The organism is Vreelandella glaciei (assembly GCF_013415125.1).
Classification (GTDB): domain Bacteria; phylum Pseudomonadota; class Gammaproteobacteria; order Pseudomonadales; family Halomonadaceae; genus Vreelandella; species Vreelandella glaciei.
Window position 1 is genome coordinate 29,974 of the sequence record NZ_JACCDE010000007.1, and the last position, 18,660, is coordinate 48,633.

18 protein-coding genes and 1 riboswitch are annotated in these 18,660 nt (G+C 54.6%); of the genes, 7 read left to right on the forward strand and 11 right to left on the reverse strand.

The window, feature by feature from the left end; translation table 11 throughout:
- Positions 1-12 precede the first annotated feature (12 nt).
- Both HZS80_RS06475 and HZS80_RS06480 read left to right on the forward strand, forming a co-directional pair.
- Positions 13-480, forward strand: a complete 468-nt coding sequence (locus HZS80_RS06475) for a TspO/MBR family protein (protein ID WP_179915518.1) — start codon at positions 13-15, stop codon at positions 478-480.
- Positions 481-568: 88 nt separating this feature from the next.
- Positions 569-1,168 (forward strand): cell division protein ZipA C-terminal FtsZ-binding domain-containing protein, encoded by a 600-nt coding sequence (locus tag HZS80_RS06480; protein ID WP_035560820.1) that lies wholly within the window; start codon positions 569-571, stop codon positions 1,166-1,168.
- 6 nt (positions 1,169-1,174) lie between these two features.
- Here HZS80_RS06480 and HZS80_RS06485 read toward each other — a convergent pair whose 3' ends face one another.
- Entirely contained in the window at positions 1,175-2,764 is a 1,590-nt protein-coding gene (locus HZS80_RS06485; RefSeq protein ID WP_179915519.1) for an ABC-F family ATPase, read from the reverse strand.
- A gap of 97 nt (positions 2,765-2,861) precedes the next feature.
- Positions 2,862-3,716 (reverse strand): sirohydrochlorin chelatase, encoded by an 855-nt coding sequence (locus HZS80_RS06490; protein ID WP_035560812.1) that lies wholly within the window; start codon positions 3,714-3,716, stop codon positions 2,862-2,864.
- A 130-nt stretch (positions 3,717-3,846) separates the two neighbouring features.
- Between HZS80_RS06490 and HZS80_RS06495 the strand changes: the two genes are divergently transcribed.
- Positions 3,847-4,419 carry a gamma-glutamylcyclotransferase gene (locus HZS80_RS06495; protein ID WP_035560809.1) on the forward strand — a complete coding sequence of 191 codons (573 nt, stop codon included), beginning with the start codon at positions 3,847-3,849 and terminating at the stop codon, positions 4,417-4,419.
- 2 nt (positions 4,420-4,421) lie between these two features.
- Here the strand turns inward: HZS80_RS06495 and HZS80_RS06500 are convergent, their stop codons facing one another.
- Positions 4,422-4,949, reverse strand: a complete 528-nt coding sequence (locus HZS80_RS06500) for an HPP family protein (RefSeq protein ID WP_035560806.1) — start codon at positions 4,947-4,949, stop codon at positions 4,422-4,424.
- Between the two features lie 123 nt (positions 4,950-5,072).
- Entirely contained in the window at positions 5,073-5,366 is a 294-nt protein-coding gene (locus HZS80_RS06505; protein WP_008959277.1) for a hypothetical protein, read from the reverse strand.
- Between the two features lie 187 nt (positions 5,367-5,553).
- Here HZS80_RS06505 and HZS80_RS06510 point away from each other — a divergent pair, with 187 nt between their 5' ends.
- Together HZS80_RS06510 and HZS80_RS06515 are read left to right on the forward strand one after the other, a co-directional pair.
- Positions 5,554-7,224 carry an isovaleryl-CoA dehydrogenase gene (locus tag HZS80_RS06510; protein WP_179915520.1) on the forward strand — a complete coding sequence of 557 codons (1,671 nt, stop codon included), beginning with the start codon at positions 5,554-5,556 and terminating at the stop codon, positions 7,222-7,224.
- 89 nt (positions 7,225-7,313) lie between these two features.
- Positions 7,314-7,415: riboswitch (glycine riboswitch) on the forward strand.
- A gap of 161 nt (positions 7,416-7,576) precedes the next feature.
- The gene (locus HZS80_RS06515; protein ID WP_179915521.1) at positions 7,577-8,842 is read left to right on the forward strand and encodes a D-amino acid dehydrogenase; all 1,266 of its coding nucleotides are present in this window, start codon (positions 7,577-7,579) and stop codon (positions 8,840-8,842) included.
- 41 nt (positions 8,843-8,883) lie between these two features.
- On the opposite strand, the gene HZS80_RS06520 is transcribed toward HZS80_RS06515, so the two are convergent.
- From HZS80_RS06520 to HZS80_RS06535, 4 genes are all read right to left on the reverse strand, one after another.
- On the reverse strand, positions 8,884-9,651 hold the full coding sequence (locus HZS80_RS06520; RefSeq protein WP_035560796.1) for an amino acid ABC transporter ATP-binding protein: 768 nt from the start codon (positions 9,649-9,651) through the stop codon (positions 8,884-8,886).
- Positions 9,644-10,309, reverse strand: a complete 666-nt coding sequence (locus HZS80_RS06525) for an amino acid ABC transporter permease (RefSeq protein ID WP_179915522.1) — start codon at positions 10,307-10,309, stop codon at positions 9,644-9,646. Before HZS80_RS06525 ends, HZS80_RS06520 begins: the two co-directional genes overlap by 8 nt.
- Positions 10,310-10,331: 22 nt before the next feature.
- Positions 10,332-10,973, reverse strand: coding sequence for an amino acid ABC transporter permease (locus tag HZS80_RS06530; protein ID WP_179915523.1), 642 nt, complete (start codon positions 10,971-10,973; stop codon positions 10,332-10,334).
- Positions 10,974-11,038: 65 nt separating this feature from the next.
- On the reverse strand, positions 11,039-11,896 hold the full coding sequence (locus HZS80_RS06535) for a transporter substrate-binding domain-containing protein (protein ID WP_035560787.1): 858 nt from the start codon (positions 11,894-11,896) through the stop codon (positions 11,039-11,041).
- Positions 11,897-12,092: 196 nt separating this feature from the next.
- Between HZS80_RS06535 and pdxR the strand changes: the two genes are divergently transcribed.
- Positions 12,093-13,580: a MocR-like pyridoxine biosynthesis transcription factor PdxR gene (gene pdxR, locus HZS80_RS06540; RefSeq protein ID WP_179915524.1), complete on the forward strand. Its 1,488-nt coding sequence runs from the start codon at positions 12,093-12,095 to the stop codon at positions 13,578-13,580.
- 8 nt (positions 13,581-13,588) lie between these two features.
- Here the strand turns inward: pdxR and HZS80_RS06545 are convergent, their stop codons facing one another.
- Positions 13,589-14,938: an aspartate aminotransferase family protein gene (locus HZS80_RS06545; protein ID WP_179915525.1), complete on the reverse strand. Its 1,350-nt coding sequence runs from the start codon at positions 14,936-14,938 to the stop codon at positions 13,589-13,591.
- A gap of 268 nt (positions 14,939-15,206) precedes the next feature.
- Here HZS80_RS06545 and HZS80_RS06550 point away from each other — a divergent pair, with 268 nt between their 5' ends.
- The gene (locus HZS80_RS06550) at positions 15,207-15,968 is read left to right on the forward strand and encodes an SDR family NAD(P)-dependent oxidoreductase (RefSeq protein WP_179915526.1); all 762 of its coding nucleotides are present in this window, start codon (positions 15,207-15,209) and stop codon (positions 15,966-15,968) included.
- 296 nt (positions 15,969-16,264) lie between these two features.
- Here the strand turns inward: HZS80_RS06550 and HZS80_RS06555 are convergent, their stop codons facing one another.
- On the reverse strand, positions 16,265-17,143 hold the full coding sequence (locus HZS80_RS06555) for an NAD(P)-dependent oxidoreductase (RefSeq protein WP_179915527.1): 879 nt from the start codon (positions 17,141-17,143) through the stop codon (positions 16,265-16,267).
- Between the two features lie 30 nt (positions 17,144-17,173).
- Entirely contained in the window at positions 17,174-18,634 is a 1,461-nt protein-coding gene (locus HZS80_RS06560) for an aldehyde dehydrogenase family protein (RefSeq protein WP_179915528.1), read from the reverse strand.
- Positions 18,635-18,660: the final 26 nt, after the last annotated feature.

Sequence of the window (18,660 nt, forward strand, 5' to 3'; positions counted from 1 at the left end):
CACGGGTGATACATGCTTGGTTCGCTGCTGGTGCTGCTGCTGTCTATCCTGTTAGTTGGCCTTACCGCCAGTACCGGTGCGCGTTTTCGTCCTGATAACTGGTACCGCGAACTGCGTAAGCCTACCTGGACACCCCCCGATATCGCTTTTCCTATCGCGTGGGGCATACTTTATCTATTGATGGCGATCGCCGCCTGGCGAATCTACATGGCAGACGACTCTACGGTGCGTACGGCAGGCTTAGCGGTTTACGTGCTACAACTTTTCGCCAATGCGGCGTGGTCCTGGCTGTTCTTTGGACGCAAACAGATAGCCGCGGCACTAGCCGATATTGTGGTATTACTAGGGTTGATTACTGTCGCCATTGCGCTATTTTCCCAAGTCAGCACACTCGCCGCGTGGCTGATGGTGCCTTACTGGCTATGGGTTGCGCTGGCGCTGGCACTCAATGCAACGATTTGGCGGTTTAACCGGCGCTAATAGCATTTCAATCAACAACTTAAGCTCTGCCGCCATAATAAAATGCTATTAGCGGACCTACTTTAGGTTCACAGGAGGGAGTAGAGAGATGGAAAACACATCAATGGTGACACTGCTGGCTGGCGGATCCTTGATTTTGGGGCTGGTGGCGGCAGCGCTGTTTCTCTACTTTATGCTTTCTCAGCGCCGTAAACGTTCACAAAAAGAGTTCCTTGCTTCCACTGAGACGAAACAGGCGACGACAACCGCGCCTCCTGAGCCTGCTAAAGAACCCCCGGTGCCCGCTGATGAATCGAAAACAACGTTTAAGCAGCATTCACTGTTTGTGGTGTTCGCCAACCCTTCCCCTGACACCACGCAACAATTGACCGATTGGCTGCGTCAGATAGAGGCTAAATACGATCCACTCACCAAGGTTTACCATGTTCCAGGTAAGCAGCCTTCCAACCCAGTGACCATCGCTAATGCCTTTCTACCCGGCGAAATGCCTGATCTCTACCGGGATGCCAATCACGAAGTAAAAGGCATAAGCCTGCTGGTTAAACCCCCACTGCATAAGCGGCGCAACCAGCAGATGATTGTGTTCGTAGATATTGCCAAACAAGCCGCTGAGATTTTTCAGGGCGAATTACTCGATGGTGACCGAGAACCCGCCACAGAAGCCACCTATCAACGCATTATCGGTTAAACGCGTTTATACAACGCCTTGGCTGCGCAAGTAATCGTCATAGTTACCGCTGAAGTCGATAATACCATCCGGCTGCATATCAATAATGCGCGTCGCCAGTGAAGAGACAAACTCGCGGTCGTGACTGACAAATAGCAGCGTGCCTGGGTAGTTCTCCAGGGCCAGGTTCAACGCCTCGATAGACTCCATATCCAGGTGGTTGGTCGGCTCATCCATCAGCATTACGTTGGGCTGAGTAAGGATTAACTTACCGAACAGCATGCGACCCTGCTCGCCACCGGAAATCACCTTCACCGATTTACCAATATCGTCGCTGGAAAACAGCATCCGTCCTAACGCGCCCCGAACCACCTGCTCGCCGCCGGTCGTCCAGCTCGACATCCACTCAAATAGCGTGGCATCAACGGCAAAATCATCGCTATGATCTTGGGCAAAAACCCCGACGTCAGCGGCTTCGGTCCACTTCACTTCACCGGCATCTGGGTGTAACTCGCCCGCCAGGGTTTTCAGTAGCGTGGTTTTACCAATGCCATTGGGGCCGATGATGGCAATACGCTCGCCGGCTTCCACGGTCATGGAGAGGCGCTCAAACAGCGGCTTCTCGCCGTTATAGCTTTTAGTGATGCCATCTACGTTGACAGCATTACGGTGAATTTTCTTGGCCTGATCAAAACGAATAAACGGACTGACACGACTGGAAGGTTTGATATCTTCCAGCTTAATTTTGTCGATCTGACGCGCTCGCGAGGTAGCCTGTTTGGCCTTTGAGGCGTTGGCAGAGAAGCGGCTAACGAACTGCTGCAGCTCGGCAATCTGGGCCTTTTTCTTGGCGTTATCCGAGTGCTGACGCTCACGAACCGCGGTAGCGGCGGTCATATAGTCATCATAGTTACCCGGGAACAGGGTAATTTCTCCGTAATCCAGATCCGCCATGTGGGTGCAGACGCTATTCAGGAAATGGCGGTCGTGAGAGATGATGATCATGGTGCTGCTGCGCGCTTTAAGAATGTCTTCCAGCCAGCGGATGGTGTTGATATCCAGGTGGTTGGTGGGCTCATCCAGCAGCAGCACATCGGGGTCGGAGAACAGTGCCTGGGCCAGCAGCACGCGCAGTTTCCAGCCGGGCGACACTTCGCTCATCGGGCCGGTGTGCTGCTCAATAGGAATACCCAAGCCCAGTAGCAGTTCACCTGCGCGGGGCTCAGCGGTGTAGCCATCCAGCTCGGCAAAGCGCACTTCTAGATCAGCAACGGCCATGCCGTCCTCTTCGCTCATCTCTGCCAGCGAGTAAATACGCTCGCGCTCGGCAGCCACCGACCAGAGCTCGACATTGCCCATGATCACGGTGTCGATGACGCGCTCGTTTTCAAACGCAAATTGATCCTGACGCAGCTTACCTAACCGCGTGCTGCTATCCAGCATCACCTGGCCGGAAGAGGGCTCCAAATCACCACCGAGGATTTTCATAAAGGTGGATTTGCCGCAGCCGTTCGCGCCAATCAGGCCGTACCGGTGGCCGTTGTTGAATTTAACGGAGACATTTTCAAACAGGGGCTTAGCCCCAAACTGCATGGTGATATTGGCGGTTGCGATCACAAAAGGAGCCCGGTTAACGTGTCATTGATAATCAATAGAAAGGCTCGCGATTCTACGCGCTATTTGGCCTGTATTCACCCATCAGACTTTAGTCACATCAAGTGATGGCAGGGATATCGAGCAGAAAGCGTTCATCATCAATCGCTTGACGCAATCGAGAGTGCAAAATATCGACAATACCTGGATGTTCGCCTACCAGCTTAGTCGTGGTCACAGAAAGCCCAGGATGCTGCTGCTCAGCCGCCGCGCATATTTCAGCGATATCGCCACCCTCCCCCGCATGGCGCCCCGGCGAAAGAAACAGCATCGCCAGGATGACCGGGCCTGCATTGAACTCGGGTGACACCAGCAAGTTTTCCAGCAGCGGCTCGTTAAAGCGGTACTCATCACCCTCGCGGCGTTCCATAGAAGCAGCAGCAACACACGCTACGTCATCGGCTAACAGCACGCTAAGCTGCCCTGCTAAGCGGTTGCGCACGGCGGTGACGTCAGGAATCGGGCTGCCGTGATCTACCAGCGCCACATGAGGTTTAGTAGCTGGTTGAAGCTTCTCGCGCACATTGTCTGCCAGCAGATGGGCTAGGCGCAGGTCGTTATCCCCCAATTCATCCACCAAGGGCGGGGCTACACGCATCTTCACATGGGGAAAGCGCTCTTGCAGCGTGGCCATGCGCTCGGGCAGATAGCTAGTCAGTGCCTTGCTGGGGCCAAAAAAGAACGGCAGGATCAGGATCTCTGTCGCCCCTTGTTCGGCACTGCGTTCAGCGGCGGGGCCAAGGGTGGTAGCGGGAATGCCATCGACCTCTTTCACTGGAATCTTATTGGAGTGCAGCAGTGAAGCCGCCTGTACGGTTTCACCCATAAGCTCACTAAGCGACGCCGCCACGCGACGTAAATTAAGCGTTGCCTGCGCTCGTAGCGAGCCGTTATCGACCAAAAAAATCGCGCGCATGGCAGCCTCCTATTATGGCCTTGGCGATCAAGTGGGTGATCAACCATGACATGTTAAGATGGTGGTTTTACACCGTCGTTGCCCACCATGTTACTTGAAAAATGTGACTTAAAAACGTTGCCTGATACCGATGCTTGATACCACTGCGCTTAACCAGCAAAGAAATTTCTTCGATGGCCATGCCGAGATTTGGCTATTTGGCTATGGTTCGCTGATCTGGAAGGCGGACTTTGCCTATTTAGAGCGCCGCCCGGCGTTTATCACCGGCTGGGAACGGCGATTTTGGCAAGGCTCCCATGACCATCGCGGTACGCTTGAAGCACCGGGACGGGTTGCCACCTTAATTCCCGCTGAGGGCGCGGTGTGCCATGGCATGGCCTACCGGATTACACCGGAAGTACTGGCACCGCTGGATGTTCGGGAGAAAAACGGCTACCTACGGGAGAAAGTTCCGCTGACGTTTACCGATGTCAGCAGCGAAACGCCTGAACAGAGCGAAGGGCTTATTTATCTCGCCAGCGAAGATAACCCGGCCTTTCTAGGCGAGGCGACACTGGACGAAATAGCGTTACAAATAGCTAACGCGCACGGCCCCAGCGGCCCTAACCGTGAGTACCTGGTCAATCTGGCTGCCGCTCTACGTGAACTAGGGGCAGAGGATGCTCATATATTCGCACTGGAGTATCAACTCAGCCGCGTATGACCTCACCAGTACCGGGGATAACGGCGGTGCCGAGCAAGGTTATTGACCAAAACAGCAATGATCAGCATCACAACACTGCCTGCGCCAATCGGTAACAGCGGGTACCACCAACCCAATTGGTGAACGCTAGCCCCGCCACCTACTGCAATCAGTGCAGCCGCGGCTCCCGGTGGGTGAACCGTGTGGGTTAATTGCATAACAAGTATCGACAGCGATACAGCCAGAGACATCGAGAGCGGTGTCGCCCCCAGCAGTTGGTAGCAAGCGACGCCGATACCCGCTGATAGCACGCTGCCAAACAGCACGTGGCTTGGCTGAGCAAAAGGACTTTCAGGAGCAGCATAGATAAGCACTGACGTCGCCCCGAAGGAGCCTACGATCAGCAGCTGTTGCGAGAGCCAAGCCGAGCTTAACCAGCAGATAACCGCCATACCGCTAAAGGCGCCGATCCATGACCACACCGCATCCTGCCAACCCACTCGGTTACGCTTAATTCGTTGCCCCCGCATCTTGCCAAGATAAGTTTTCATTGCACTCGCTTTGCACAAAATGAGTGCAGATGATGGCAAAATGCACCAAATAAGCAAATGACAATCCGTCATATCCTTGATGAAACTGGCTCAAGGGCGCTACTTTAAGGGTAAGGCAACGCTTTACATCATCAGCCAAGAAAGAATAAACAGCCCCAATAAGGTACGGAATATCCCCCCTATCAGCGATCCGCGCAGAAATGCACGGACACCGCCAAACAGAATCAATAGGCCAACGACCAGCACGGCAATGCTAAAAAAAGAATCGTTGATTCCCAAGGAACGGGTTAAGCCATCGATAAAATCGCCAAAGGCACCAAAGAAATTGGTAAATATGCCCAATAAGAACTCAACCACCACGCGGATTGCCTCGCCGATGGTCTCGCCTATTTCGTCAAAAAAGCCGTTTGCTTGCATTGATAGTACCCAAGGCTGAAAAGGATAAGCTTGGCATTGTCGGTTAAATACGCTGGCTGAGCAAAGCAGAACAAATCCCGCTTCTTTTTACGCTAAATTTTTAGCGCCCTCCTCGCCAAGCAACTACTATAAAAGAGATAAAACGATCGTTTAAATAAATATAATTATCTGACACTAGGTTCTCACCATGACGCACCACTATCCACTTGCCGACAAACTCCAGGCCAATACCCATCAGGTGGAAAACCAGCCACCAACGCTTGCAAACTACAACAGCTACACCGCTGACCGCGCACTTCAAGAGGGCGTTAAACGCGAAGGTGGTACTAACGATAGCGCTCTCAAGACGTTTGGGCAGTGGGCGGGCTCCGCCGAGGCCATTGCCCTGGGCTTTGACGCCAATCGTTACGCACCTCAGTTGGTCACCCATGACCGGCAAGGGCATCGAGTTGATCTGATCGAGTTCCACCCTGCCTACCATCAGCTGATGCAAACGGCGGTAGAGCACGGCTTGCATGCCAGCCCCTGGCGAAACCCTCAGCCCGGTGCGCATGTTAATCGGGCCGCCAACTACTTTTTACAGGCCCAGGTAGAAGCGGGCCATGGTTGCCCCATCACCATGACGTTTGCTGCCCTGCCAGCTTTGCGCCACCAGCCCAGCTTGCTTGAGAGCTGGGGCGATAAAATCACCGCCCCGCATTATGACCCGCGCAACGTGCCTTATTTTGAGAAACAGGGCGTCACTCTCGGCATGGCAATGACCGAAAAGCAGGGCGGCTCCGATGTGCGCCTGAACACCACTCGCGCCTACCCGATTGGCCAAAGCGGGCCGGGTGAAGCTTTTGAGCTGGTGGGGCATAAGTGGTTTGTCTCGGCACCGATGTGCGACGCCTTTCTGGTACTCGCCCAGGCACCCGGCGGCTTAAGCTGCTTTCTGCTGCCGCGCTGGCGGCCCGACGGCAGCAAGAACCCACTTCATATTCAGCAGTTGAAGCGCAAAATGGGCAACGTGGCGAACGCCTCCAGCGAGACAGAACTGCGCGGTGCCTTTGCCTGGATGGTGGGCGACGAAGGCCGTGGCGTGCGTACGATCATTGAGATGGTCGCCATGACCCGCTACGACTGCATGATTGGCTCAGCTGCAGGAATGCGTCAAGCCACCGCCCAGGCGATTCATCACGCCTCCTATCGGCATGCCTTTGGGGCGCGCCTAAGCGAGCAGCCGCTGATGCAAAATGTGCTCGCGGATTTGGCCATTGAGAGCGAGGCCGCCACCACCCTGATGCTGCGCATGGCCCGGGCTATGGATCATCAGGACAACGAGCATGAGCGTTTGCTTTCGCGCATAGCCACCCCCGTCGGCAAGTACTGGATCTGCAAGCGCACGCCCCACCACGCTTACGAGGCAATGGAGGTGATTGGCGGTAGCGGCGTCATGGAGACCCACATAACGGCGCGCCTGTTTCGCGAGTCGCCCATCAACGCCATCTGGGAAGGCAGTGGAAATGTGCAGTGTCTGGATATCCTGCGCGCGATTGAAAAACAGCCCGAGGTGCTCGACGCCTACTTCGCCGAGCTTTCCAAAGCGCAAGGTGCCAATGGGCATCTTGACCGCTTTATCCACCAATTACAGCGGCAGATGCAGGATACCCAAGCGCTCCAGTACCGCGCTCGCCAGTTGGCGGACGGCATGGCCCTGGCGTTACAGGGCGCGCTGCTGGTACAGCACGCTCCCGCTTATGTGGCCGATGCGTTCTGCGCTGGACGGCTTGCTGACCGCAGCAGCCTCAATACCGGTACCTTACCCACCGGGCTGAATTGCGCGGCAATCATCGAGCGTGCCCAGCCCGTGGAATAAACGTTCACGACCTTCGTCGACTTCCATGCTAAAACTAGTCGCGTTAAAACTGATCTTGTTAAAACTATTTGCATTAGAACAAAAACAGCAAAGTAATAGCGGGAGAGCTTGGTGCATCAAACTATGATGACGCCAGCGCCGAAGGAGCAACAGCCCCGGAAACTCTCAGGCAACCGGACCGCTATTACCCTCACTTTCCGAAGAGCGGCTGATGACTGCGTCACTCAGCCCACCGAAGGAGCAAGCGAGCCCAACGGGTACGTGAATCTCTCAGGTTCCATGACGGAAGGGGTACGCCAACAGCTACGCCGTTAGGTGGTATTCCCGACGCTCATACAATCTGGAGAGACTCATGCAACGCATTGCCGTTATCGGTGGCGGTATCACCGGCATTACCAGCGCCTACGCCCTGGCCAAACGTGGCTATCATGTCACCGTCTTTGAAAAGCATCGTTACGCCGCCATGGAGACCTCGTTCGCCAACGGTGGTCAGCTCTCGGCTTCGAATGCCGAAGTGTGGAACCACTGGCCAACCGTGATCAAGGGCATGCGCTGGATGCTCAGAAACGACGCACCACTGCTGGTCAACCCTCGCCCCAGCTGGCACAAACTCAGCTGGTTTGGCGAGTTTATCGCCTCGATCCCCCGCTACGCTGCCAACACTACCGAAACCGCCCGCCTGGCCATTGCCGCCCGAGAGCACCTGTTTCAGTGGGCAAAAGACGAGCAGATCGATTTTGACCTCAAGCAGAAAGGGATTTTGCATATTTACCGCGATAAAGCGGGCTATGACCACGCCGCTAAGGTATCGCAACTGCTCAGCAAAGGCGGCCTTGAACGCCGGGCGGTCAGCCCCGACGAGATGCGCGCCATCGAACCAACCCTGGCGGGCAGCTACTACGGCGGCTTCTATACTGAAAGCGACGCCACGGGTGATATTCATAAGTTTACCCACGGCCTGGCGCAAGCCGCCGAGCGCCGCGGCGTAACGCTTAAATATGGCCACAGCGTGCAGGATCTCGGCGCAGACGAACAGCACGCATGGATCACCGCCACCATTGAAGGCGAGGCTGACGGTGAACCGGTGCGTGAAACATTCGATAGCGTGGTGGTCTGCGCCGGGGTAGGCAGCCGTGCTCTGGCTGCCAAGCTGGGAGACCGGGTCAATATCTACCCGGTCAAAGGTTACTCCATTACCGTGCAGCTCGATGACGCCGCCTCTCAACAGGCCGCCCCCAACGTGAGCCTACTCGATGATGAAACCAAACTGGTGACCAGCCGCCTGGGCGACGACCGCTTTCGCATCGCGGGTACCGCCGAATTCAACGGCTTCAATCGCGATATTCGCGACAACCGTATCCGCCCGTTAACCCGCTGGGTGGAGGAGTGCTTCCCTGGCGTTAGCACCCGCCGCGTGGTGCCCTGGGCAGGCTTACGTCCGATGCTTCCCAACATGCTGCCCAAAGTCGGTCGCGGAAAATCACCCACGGTCTTCTACAACACTGGTCACGGTCACCTGGGCTGGACGCTCTCCGCGATTACCGCGTATATGCTGGCAGATGCTGTACAAGCGGAGGAAGAAGCTTCCGCGTCGGCAAGTACAACGCGGTCAGTGTGATGTACTCACGTTATTAAGGAGGGAAACTTCTTCCTTAATAATTAAGCCACGGGTACTTCAAGCTCCAAGAAGCGCCGTACTCGCTCTGTTTTAGGATTGACGAAAAACTCGCTAGGGTGGGATTTTTCGATAATGATACCTTTATCGAGAAAGACCACCTGATCGGAGACTGCCCGGGCGAACTCCATTTCGTGGGTCACCAGCACCATGGTGTAGCCCTCTTTTGAAAGGTCTTTAATGACGCCTAGCACTTCGCCCACTAACTCTGGGTCAAGCGCTGAAGTGGGCTCATCAAATAACATCACTTTAGGCTGCATGGCGAGCGCTCTGGCAATTGCAACTCGCTGTTTTTGCCCACCTGAAAGCGTATACGGGTAGTCGTTTCGCTTATCGACCATGCCCACCTTTTCAAGCAGCGCCATGGCCCGTTCCTCGGCTTCGGCTTTGCTTACGCCCTGAACATGAATGGGTGCCTCGGTGACATTGCGCAGTACGCTTAAATGAGGCCAGAGGTTAAAGCCCTGGAAAACCATCCCTAGGCGCGCACGCATACCCGCCAGTTCCCGGCGCGACATAGGCTTACCGCTGTCGCTGACACCAATGCGGTCGCCGTCGATACGGATATCACCATGGTCAGGCCGCTCCAGCCAGTTGATACAGCGTAGTAAGGTAGATTTACCCGAGCCGGATGAGCCCAAAATACTCACCACCTCTCCAGTCTGCACTTCCAGCGAAACGTCCCGCAGCACCTCGGTGCCATCAAAACTTTTAGATAGTTTGCGAATACTAACGGCGGCGGTCTCAGGCATTTTCGAATCCTCGCTTGGCGCCAAAACGGCCAATCATTTTGATAAGTAGCTCTAAACCAATGCTGATCATCCAGTAGAAGCCGATCACCACGATGAAGGCCTCCATGGGAATGAAGTAGGTGCTCGACAGGCTGCTCGCCGCCGCAGTGAGTTCGCGTACGGTGATAATCACCAAAAAGGCGGTGTCTTTGAGCAAGATAATCAGTTGATTACCCAACAAGCCTCGTGTCTTCAATATCAGCTGCGGCAAAATAATACGCATAAACATCTTGGGCTGAGAAAACCCCTGCGCAATGGCAGCCTCCACCTGTCCTTGTGCGAAAGTAGCGCGGCAGCCACGCAGTATTTCTGCGAAGTAAGCGCCATGATAGATAACAAGAGCGATAATCCCCGCCGTCCAGGCGCTCATGCGGATGCCTGCGCTGGGCAGGCCGTAATAGAGTAAATAGGCCAGAATCAGAAACGGCAGCATGCGCATGGCGTCAATAAAGATGCGCAGCGGTATTTTTAAACGCGGGCGCGAACCCTCTAACAAAAATACGATCCCGCTACCCAAGATAAACGCCAGCACTGCAGATAAACCAAACAGTTTTAAGGTGTTATAAAAACCGTTTAAAAACACATCGTACGATGACCAAAGAATATCCCAATTGCTCATAATGGCTCCCTAAATGACCACGTCAGACGGCCAGTCGGCTGGCTTTGCGCTCAGCCACGCGCTGCAGCCATACCAGCAGGCTGATGATCAGCATATACAGGGCCGCTGCGGCTAAAATAGGCGGTAAAGGGTCGTAGGTAACCGCTGAAATGCGATTGGTCACCCGCGTAAGGTCGACCACACCGATCACCGCAATGGCGGGGCTGCCTTTGATTAAAAACGACATCTCGTTGACTAAGCCCGGTAGGCTGGTAATGGTAATTTGCGGCAGCATGATGCGGCGAAAGTAGACCCATGGGGTCATGCCAATCGCCAGCGCCGCTTCGCGCTGCTCTTTGGAGAAGTTATTAAATGCTGAGCGCCAAATTTCGGCGTTAAACGCAGTGGTATTAAGGGTTAGCGCAATAATGCCCGCCACATTGCGATTAAGGTTAACGCCCATGGTCGGTGCGGTTAAAAAGATGAACAGCACCAGCGTGACCAACGGTGTTGCTCTCGCCAGGCTAATGTAGACGCCTAGCAGCTGGTGCAGAACAGGGATTTTAGCCACTCTTAGCAAGGCGATCAGCAACCCCATTACTACACCGATGGCAATGGATATGCCCGAGATCCAAAGCGTTGTCCAGGCACCCTGGACAAGGAGCCCCCATGCGCTACTGTCCATACTCACCCCCTAATTCGCGATAAGAAAACTGCCGCCCAGGCCGGGCGGCAGGCGAATATGATGGCTTACATACCGGCCATTTCGTGGAATTCTTCCACTGAGGTGATGGGGGTTGTCGGTAGGTCGTCAAAGGACTCGCCAAACCACTCTTCCTGTAGTTCGGCCAGGCGGCCAGAGTCACGCAGATGGCTCATAAAATCGGTGATATAGGTCAGCAGTTCTGGGCTGTCCTTGGGCATTGGCCACGCCACATAGCCAGGACCGGAAACGGCTTGGCCCGCCTCAAACACGTCGGGGCGCTCACGAATCAAGTCATTCACCGGGACGATGGAGTTGATCACATAATCGACACGACCATTGGCGAGATCCGCATAGATTTCGGGGTAGGCTTCATACTGCATAACATCCCCCAATTCGCCACCGCTCTCCTCGAGCATGACTTCCAGCTCAGGCAAACGCGAAAGCAGTGCACTGCCCGCCTGAACACCCAGGGTCATACCGCTTAAATCCTCGACGCTATTGATACGGTCATCGCCCGCCCGCTTGATGTAGAAGTGCTGGGCAGAGGCGAACGGCGGTGCGTAGTTAAATACCCGTAGCCGCTCATCAGTCACCGAAGCGCCGGTAAGCGCCATGTCGTACTGGCCCGATGAAACCGACGCCAAGAGCCCAGTCCACGGCAAAATATCCTGGCGGATCTCGAAGTCAGCGTACTCCTCCAGTTCAATCAAGATATCTTTGATAAAACCATCTGGGTCGCTACCGCTCATAAAGTTAAACGGCGCGTAATTATCTTCGGTGGCCACGCTCATGTAGCCACGGCTCTCGATTTCTTCTAAGTCCGCGGCCATCGCGGTTAATGACATGCCTAAAGCAAGGACACCAACGCTAATGGCAGAGGTTAAAACTGCTACTTTTTTCATCACCTTATTCCCCTAGAGTGGCCAATCATCGCTAACCCAACGGTTGCAAGTTGAAAGTGACTTCACCCTAGTTTTTTATCCTCCTCTCGATTAGAGCCAGTTGGCGTAAAGTAAAAGGACAGTTGTCCATCATCAAACTGGCACGGAAGATGCTTAGGTTAAATAGATAAGAGGGTTATTTGAGAGGGAGGGGTGCATGACAACACTGTGTCTTGAGGTCGATCCTAATGCTTCCACCTGCCTGCAAGAACAGCTGCGCGAAACGCTGCTGGAAGCCATTCGCCTAGGCAGCTTACCCTTTGACGATGCACTCCCCTCCTGCCGTAAGCTCTCCCAACAGCTGGGTATTTCACGCAATACGGTATCTATTGTTTACGAAAAACTCGTCGAAGATGGGTACCTAATTAGTCGACCTCGTAGCGGTTACTATTTACACCCTGATTATCACGATCCGCACTTGGCACTAAATTCACCTTTAACCCTATTAGCAGAGAACAGTACAGACGCTACAACTGCACCAAACTGGCACAAACGCATTGCTCAGCGCCCGACTAACTATCAAGGTATTCTCAAACCAGGCAATTGGTCAGAGTATGCGTACCCTTTTATTTATGGCCAGTTAGATACGCGACTATTTCCGTTAGCCCAGTGGCGCGATGTTTCTCGGCGCTTGTTAAGTTCACAGCGTGATAAACCGTGGTTGCGGGATCGTATCGATCAGGATGATCCGCTGCTGATTGAACAACTGCGTAAACGCATTTTACCGCGCCGGGGTATTTTCGCTCGGCCTGAAGAGATCCTCATCACCATGGGGACTCAAAATGCGCTCTACTTGATTGCGCAACTGCTCTGCCATCGGGGCACCCGTGTGGCGCTGGAAACCCCCGGTTACCGCGAGGCAATGAACGTATTTGCCCAGCGCGGTGCCAGCCTGCAGTTTCAAACCATGGATGCAGAAGGCATGAAGCTGGAAGGCACCCAGCAGAGTGATTATCTGTATGTTATGCCCAGTCATCAGGTGCCGACGGGCATTACCATGAGCCGCACACGGCGAGATGCACTATTGGCTCAACTCCCTCACCGTGACCAGATCGTCATCGAGGATGATTATGACGCTGAAATTCACGGTGATCAGTTCGCACTACCGGCGCTGAAAGCCAGTGCGCAGAGCGCGCGAATTATCTATATGGGCAGCTTATCTAAAGCGCTCTCGCCAGGGCTGCGTATGGGCTACGTGGTGGCGGATGCTGAATTGATCGATGAGCTGCGCGCGCTACGCCGTATGATGTACCGCCATCCGCCTGCGGCCTTGCAGCACCAGTTGGCGCAGTTTATTTCTCAAGGCTATTACGAGCGCTACCTCAAACTGCATGTGGAAGAGGTTGATCGACGACGCGACGCCATGCGATTGGCCATTGATCACTCAATACCCGGCTGCCTCAGCCACAGCAGTAGTCGTTCCAGCGCTTTTTGGATGGAGACCGATCCTGGCATCGATACCCAGCGCCTTGCGTGGCATGCTTCTCAGCGTGGCGTGCTGATTGAACCGGGCTTCCAGCACTTTTTCGATGCCGCTCCCCCGCGCCACTTTTTCCGTTTGGGATTCGGCGCTATTGAAATGCAGCGTATCGACCCAGGCTTACAGCGCCTGGGCCTTGCCTACGATAACGCTTTAGCTACGTAGCCAATATGTCACTCCCGTGATGCGGCGTAGCTTTCAAACACGCGCTCTAGAATTGCCAAGCCCTCCTCCACTTCCTCCGGGGTCACAATGCACGGTGGCACCACATGAATACGATTTTCGACAGTAAATACCAGCAGTCCCTGCTCCATCAGTAGCTGCTTGAGTTTCAGTACTTCTGTGCCGGGTAGCGGCGTTTTACGCACCGGGTCGCTGACTAATTCCAAGGCATGGAATACGCCCACACCCCTCCAATCACCTATGATAGTGTGGCGCTCAGCAAGCTTTTTCAGCCCTTCAGCTAGCGGCCCATTTCCGATTTTATCGGCATTCTCTACGATGCCCTCTGCTTCCATAGCGTCAAGCGTGGCAACAATGGCCGCCATCGCCAGCGGGTGGCCGGAATAGGTCAGGCCGCCGACAAAAAAGTGGTCATCGAAATAGCGTGAGATAGGCTCTGAAATAATCACCCCACCGGCAGGTACGTAGCCTGAGTTAACCCCCTTGGCAAAAACGATCAGGTCCGGTGCCATATCGTAATGTTCAAAGGCAAACCAGCGCCCCGTGCGACCAAAGCCGGCCATCACTTCGTCAAGAATCAGCACGATGCCAAACTCGTCGGCGAGTTGCCTAACGCCCTGCAGATACGCTTTAGGTGGTAACAGGACGCCAGCCGTACCGGGAATGGTTTCCAGCAGAATGGCCGCAACGGCATTGGCGCCTTCGCACTCAATGACTCGACGCAGATGGGTTAACGCCCGCTCACACTCTTCATCCTCGTCCCGCGCCCAAAACTCGCTGCGATAAAGGTAGGGATTAAAGAAGTGCACGTGCCCACTGGCATACTCGTTGGGCACCCGCCGCCAATCGCCGGTGGCCGCAATCGCTGAACCGGTATTGCCGTGATAGGAGCGGTAGGCAGACAGTATTTTGGTGCGCCCGGTATAAAGCCGCGCCATGCGAATGGCATTTTCATTGGCATCAGCGCCCGCATTGGTAAAAAATACTTTACTAAAACCGGCCGGCGCTTTGGCGATAATACGCTTGGCCGCCTCACCGCGGGCCAAATTAGCATGGGCTGGGGCTATGGTGCATAGGCTGGCGGCTTGCGCTTGGATCGCGCTCACGACACTGGGGTGTTGATGGCCGATATTGGTATTGACTAACTGGCTACTAAAATCCAAATACTCACGCCCCGCGTAATCCCATACACGGCATCCTTGCGCGCCCGCGATGACCATGGGGTCTAAACTGCCTTGCTGAGCCCATGAGTGGAACACATACTGACGGTCCAGGCCGTGCACATAGCGATTATCTACACTGTGAGTAGTGGAATCAGAAACGGCAACATTGGCATTCATAACAAGCACCCTGTTTAATCCATAAGGAGATAGCGTGCTTGCCAGCCTAGTGAGTCCGATCCATTAAGCTGTAGGGCCAATCGTTACGAGCAAGAGGGACAGACGCACCAGAGAGTGCCAATGTCACACTATCGAGTGCTAACTGGCTCTAACCGTTTTTTCCTGCGCTGCTTAAAGTAACGAAATGCACCGTCTATCATCAAAGATAGCTTAATAACTAAAAACGAATATTTATCTACACATTGTTAACTATAAAGGAGATACCCCTATGCCCAGCGTACTTATCACGGGAGCCACGTCAGGATTTGGTAAAGCCGCAGCGCAACGCTTTGCCAAAGCGGGTTGGTCATTAATTTTAACCGGCCGTCGCGAAGAACGCTTGAAGGCGCTGAAGGATGAGCTTTCAGACCAAGTAGACGTTTTAACGATAGCCCTAGATGTTCGCGACAGTGAAGCAGTGACTCAGGCCATCAGCAACCTGCCGGAAAAATTTCTACCGCTGACCTGCTTGATTAACAATGCGGGCTTGGCGCTAGCGCCGGAACCAGCGCAAAAAGTAGCACTGCAGGATTGGCATACGATGATCGATACCAACATCACCGGGTTGGTCAACGTCACCCACGCAGCAATGCCGCTACTGCTTAAAACCGGCGAAGGGGCGAGTATTCTCAATCTTGGCTCAGTGGCGGGACAGTGGCCTTATCCGGGTGGCCATGTGTACGGCGCATCGAAAGCCTTTGTTCAGCAGTTCAGCTACAACCTGCGCTGCGACCTGCTAGGCACGGGCGTCCGCGTGACCGACCTTGCTCCCGGTATGGCGGAAACGGAGTTCACCCTAGTCAGAACCAAAGGCAATCAGGAGGCTTCGGACGCGCTTTACAGGGGAACGTCACCTCTTCAAGCAGAAGATATTGCCGAGCAGCTTTTCTACCTAGCGACACTGCCCGCCCATATCAATATTAATCGTTTGGAAATCATGCCGGTGCGGCAAGCGTGGTCCGCGTTTGCCATTGACCGCGACCCAACCTAAGCCTGTTTAGCTGAAGACAACAAGCCGCCTGTTGATACCCGATCACGCCCTTTATTTTTTAGCGAGATAAAGGGCGTGTTTGCACATTTCAGACCGTTGGCTTATCTAAGCGTGCACCACATCTACCATGTGATGTTACCTCACAACCAACAAGGCTACTTAAATAGTCATTTAATTTAAGAATTGATTACAAAAAGAGTGCTATAACTACCTTGAAAAACAGACTATCAATGCTGACAGCATTTCTTTGAACTCAATTTTCAGTAGCTGTTGCATCCTGGCAACCTACACCAATTTCACTGTTTTCGGCTCTCTAGTACGCCAATCACTTCAGGCACCGCCAGCGAACTGTCGTCGATTGATGTATAAAGCGCATGAACAGCCCCGGCAACGCCGCGCTCCACCCCCAACTCATTGGTCATGGTGTGGTAGTAACCGAGATCCTTGCTGGCATTGGCTACTGTAAATTTGAAACCCGAAGGATCGTTTTCAGCAATGTAAGGACGCAGCCGTTCAAGCACCACGCCGCCACCGCCACCTGCGCCAAGCACTTCAAGTAAGGCGGTATCGCTAATCCCTGCTTTACGAGAAGCCGCAGTGGCCTCTGCTAATACCGCCGAAAACCCAAGCGAAACAAAATTGTGCAGCAACTTGAGGGTATGCCCCGCGCCTACATCCCCCGCATGGGCAATATTTTCGGCAAATCCTTGCAGCAGAGGCAGCGTTTCATCGAACAGTGCCTTGGGCGCACCGACAATCAAGTTGAGCCGCCCTTCTGCGGCTTCTTTCGGCGTGCGCGTCATGGCGGCATCCATAAAGCGTCCGCCCGCCTCGGTGACTCTGGCAGCGACTTTTTCCGTTGAGCTGGGCAAGGCGGTGGAGCAATCCACCACGACACAGCCGGGCTTTAATCCATCCAAAACACCGTTGGGCTCAAACAACACCGCTTCTACTTGGGGTGAGCCGGTGACGCAAAGAATCACCACTTCAGACTGCTGAGCCACTTCCTGCCCTGTATTCAGCGCGGTGGCACCGGCTGACAATAAGTCATCCACAGGCTGGTTGCCTGGATGATTAAGAAAACTGACCTGATGGCCTGCGCGTATTAAACTGCTGGCGATCCCATGGCCCATCAGGCCAACGCCGACGATGCCTACCTGGCGAGTTGTTGTCATTATGATGACTCCTTTTACTTGGTTACTATCCTAGCCGTGTTTGATAGCGACGGTCTTGATTCGAGTATAGCTCCGCAAGCCTTCAAAGCCCTTTTCCCGGCCGTGCCCGGAGCGCCCAATGCCACCAAAAGGTAGTTCAACACCACCGGCGGCGCCGTAGTTATTGATGAACACCTGGCCACTGCGAATACCTTTGGCCAAGCGTAGCTGACGTCCGCCGTCACGCGTCCAGATACCGGCACACAGGCCAAAATCGGTGGCATTAGCGAGTGCAAGCGCTTCGGCTTCGTCCTCAAACACCTGCACCACCAGTACCGGGCCAAACAGCTCTTCGCACAGGACTTCATGCCCGTCTGGAATATCGGTCAACAGTTGAGGCAGTACAAAGTGACCACCACCCGGTGCGCTCGACGCTAGCTCGCCTATGGCCGCAACGCGAATGCCATCGGCTTTGGCCGCCGCCAACCGTTCTTCCAGTTTGGCTTTTTGGCGCGCATTGATCAGCGGGCCACAGTCGGCGTCAGCTTCACCCGCATCACAGCGCAAAGCAGCAAAACGCTCACAAAGATTGGCCACCACGCTATCGGCGATTTCACGCTGCACCAGCAGACGGCTACCCGCCGAACAGGTCTGACCAGCGTTCTGAACAATACCGCGTACGACTGCCGGAAGTGCTGCATCAAGATCTGCATCGGCAAACACAAGTTGAGGTGACTTACCCCCTAGCTCCAAGGTGACCGGCACATGGTGCTGGGCGGCCGCTTGGGCGACATGGGTACCGGTCTCCGGTGAGCCGGTGAAAGAGAGATGATCAATTTGGGGATGGGCGGCAAGCGCTGCACCTGCTTCATAACCAAAGCCTGGCACAACATTGAGTGCTCCGGCGGGGAGACCATGGCTCACCGCCAGTTCTGCCAAGCGCAGCACGCTCAAGCAGGCATCTTCGGCGGGCTTAAGCACCACGCAGTTACCTGCAGCCAGCGCGGCTGCCACACAGCGTCCAAATATCTGAGAGGGATAATTCCAGGGAATAATTTGCGCACATACGCCGTAAGGCTCGCGCAGGGTCATTACCGCGAAGTCGGTTTCAAACGGAATGGTTTCACCGTGAAGCTTATCCGCCGCCCCACCATAAAAGCGGAAGTAGCGTGCGCAGGCGGATATATCCCCTTTGGCTTGGGTCATCGGCTTACCGGTATCAGCACACTCGAGCTGTGCTAGCTGTTCATGATGCGCCTCGATCACATTGGCAAAACGCAGCAGCCATTCGCTACGCTGCCGGGCAGACCAGCGAGCCCACTCGCCTAACTGTCCGGAAAAGGCCTGACGCGCTGCCTGAACGGCGGCATCGACCTCTTCCGCTTGGCTACGCGCAATACGCGCTAAAGGCTCCCCCGTGGCGGGGGCTTCTACCTGAAGCGTAGCGGCGGTCGTTATCCACTCTCCACCAATCAGCGCCTGCTGTGGCGGTAAGGTCATTGAATGCGACATTAAAGACTCCTTTTATTGTCGTTGTT

What these genes read in the sequence shown, in the direction of transcription:
- HZS80_RS06475 (WP_179915518.1), top strand. Translation starts at nt 13, where the DNA reads ATGCTTGGTTCGCTGCTGGTGCTGCTGCTGTCTATCCTGTTAGTTGGC.
- HZS80_RS06480 (WP_035560820.1), top strand. Translation starts at nt 569, where the DNA reads ATGGAAAACACATCAATGGTGACACTGCTGGCTGGCGGATCCTTGATT.
- HZS80_RS06490 (WP_035560812.1), bottom strand. Translation starts at nt 3,716, where the DNA reads ATGCGCGCGATTTTTTTGGTCGATAACGGCTCGCTACGAGCGCAGGCA.
- HZS80_RS06495 (WP_035560809.1), top strand. Translation starts at nt 3,847, where the DNA reads ATGCTTGATACCACTGCGCTTAACCAGCAAAGAAATTTCTTCGATGGC.
- HZS80_RS06500 (WP_035560806.1), bottom strand. Translation starts at nt 4,949, where the DNA reads ATGAAAACTTATCTTGGCAAGATGCGGGGGCAACGAATTAAGCGTAAC.
- HZS80_RS06505 (WP_008959277.1), bottom strand. Translation starts at nt 5,366, where the DNA reads ATGCAAGCAAACGGCTTTTTTGACGAAATAGGCGAGACCATCGGCGAG.
- HZS80_RS06510 (WP_179915520.1), top strand. Translation starts at nt 5,554, where the DNA reads ATGACGCACCACTATCCACTTGCCGACAAACTCCAGGCCAATACCCAT.
- HZS80_RS06515 (WP_179915521.1), top strand. Translation starts at nt 7,577, where the DNA reads ATGCAACGCATTGCCGTTATCGGTGGCGGTATCACCGGCATTACCAGC.
- HZS80_RS06520 (WP_035560796.1), bottom strand. Translation starts at nt 9,651, where the DNA reads ATGCCTGAGACCGCCGCCGTTAGTATTCGCAAACTATCTAAAAGTTTT.
- HZS80_RS06525 (WP_179915522.1), bottom strand. Translation starts at nt 10,309, where the DNA reads ATGAGCAATTGGGATATTCTTTGGTCATCGTACGATGTGTTTTTAAAC.
- HZS80_RS06530 (WP_179915523.1), bottom strand. Translation starts at nt 10,973, where the DNA reads ATGGACAGTAGCGCATGGGGGCTCCTTGTCCAGGGTGCCTGGACAACG.
- HZS80_RS06535 (WP_035560787.1), bottom strand. Translation starts at nt 11,896, where the DNA reads ATGAAAAAAGTAGCAGTTTTAACCTCTGCCATTAGCGTTGGTGTCCTT.
- pdxR (WP_179915524.1), top strand. Translation starts at nt 12,093, where the DNA reads ATGACAACACTGTGTCTTGAGGTCGATCCTAATGCTTCCACCTGCCTG.
- HZS80_RS06545 (WP_179915525.1), bottom strand. Translation starts at nt 14,938, where the DNA reads ATGAATGCCAATGTTGCCGTTTCTGATTCCACTACTCACAGTGTAGAT.
- HZS80_RS06550 (WP_179915526.1), top strand. Translation starts at nt 15,207, where the DNA reads ATGCCCAGCGTACTTATCACGGGAGCCACGTCAGGATTTGGTAAAGCC.
- HZS80_RS06555 (WP_179915527.1), bottom strand. Translation starts at nt 17,143, where the DNA reads ATGACAACAACTCGCCAGGTAGGCATCGTCGGCGTTGGCCTGATGGGC.
- HZS80_RS06560 (WP_179915528.1), bottom strand. Translation starts at nt 18,634, where the DNA reads ATGTCGCATTCAATGACCTTACCGCCACAGCAGGCGCTGATTGGTGGA.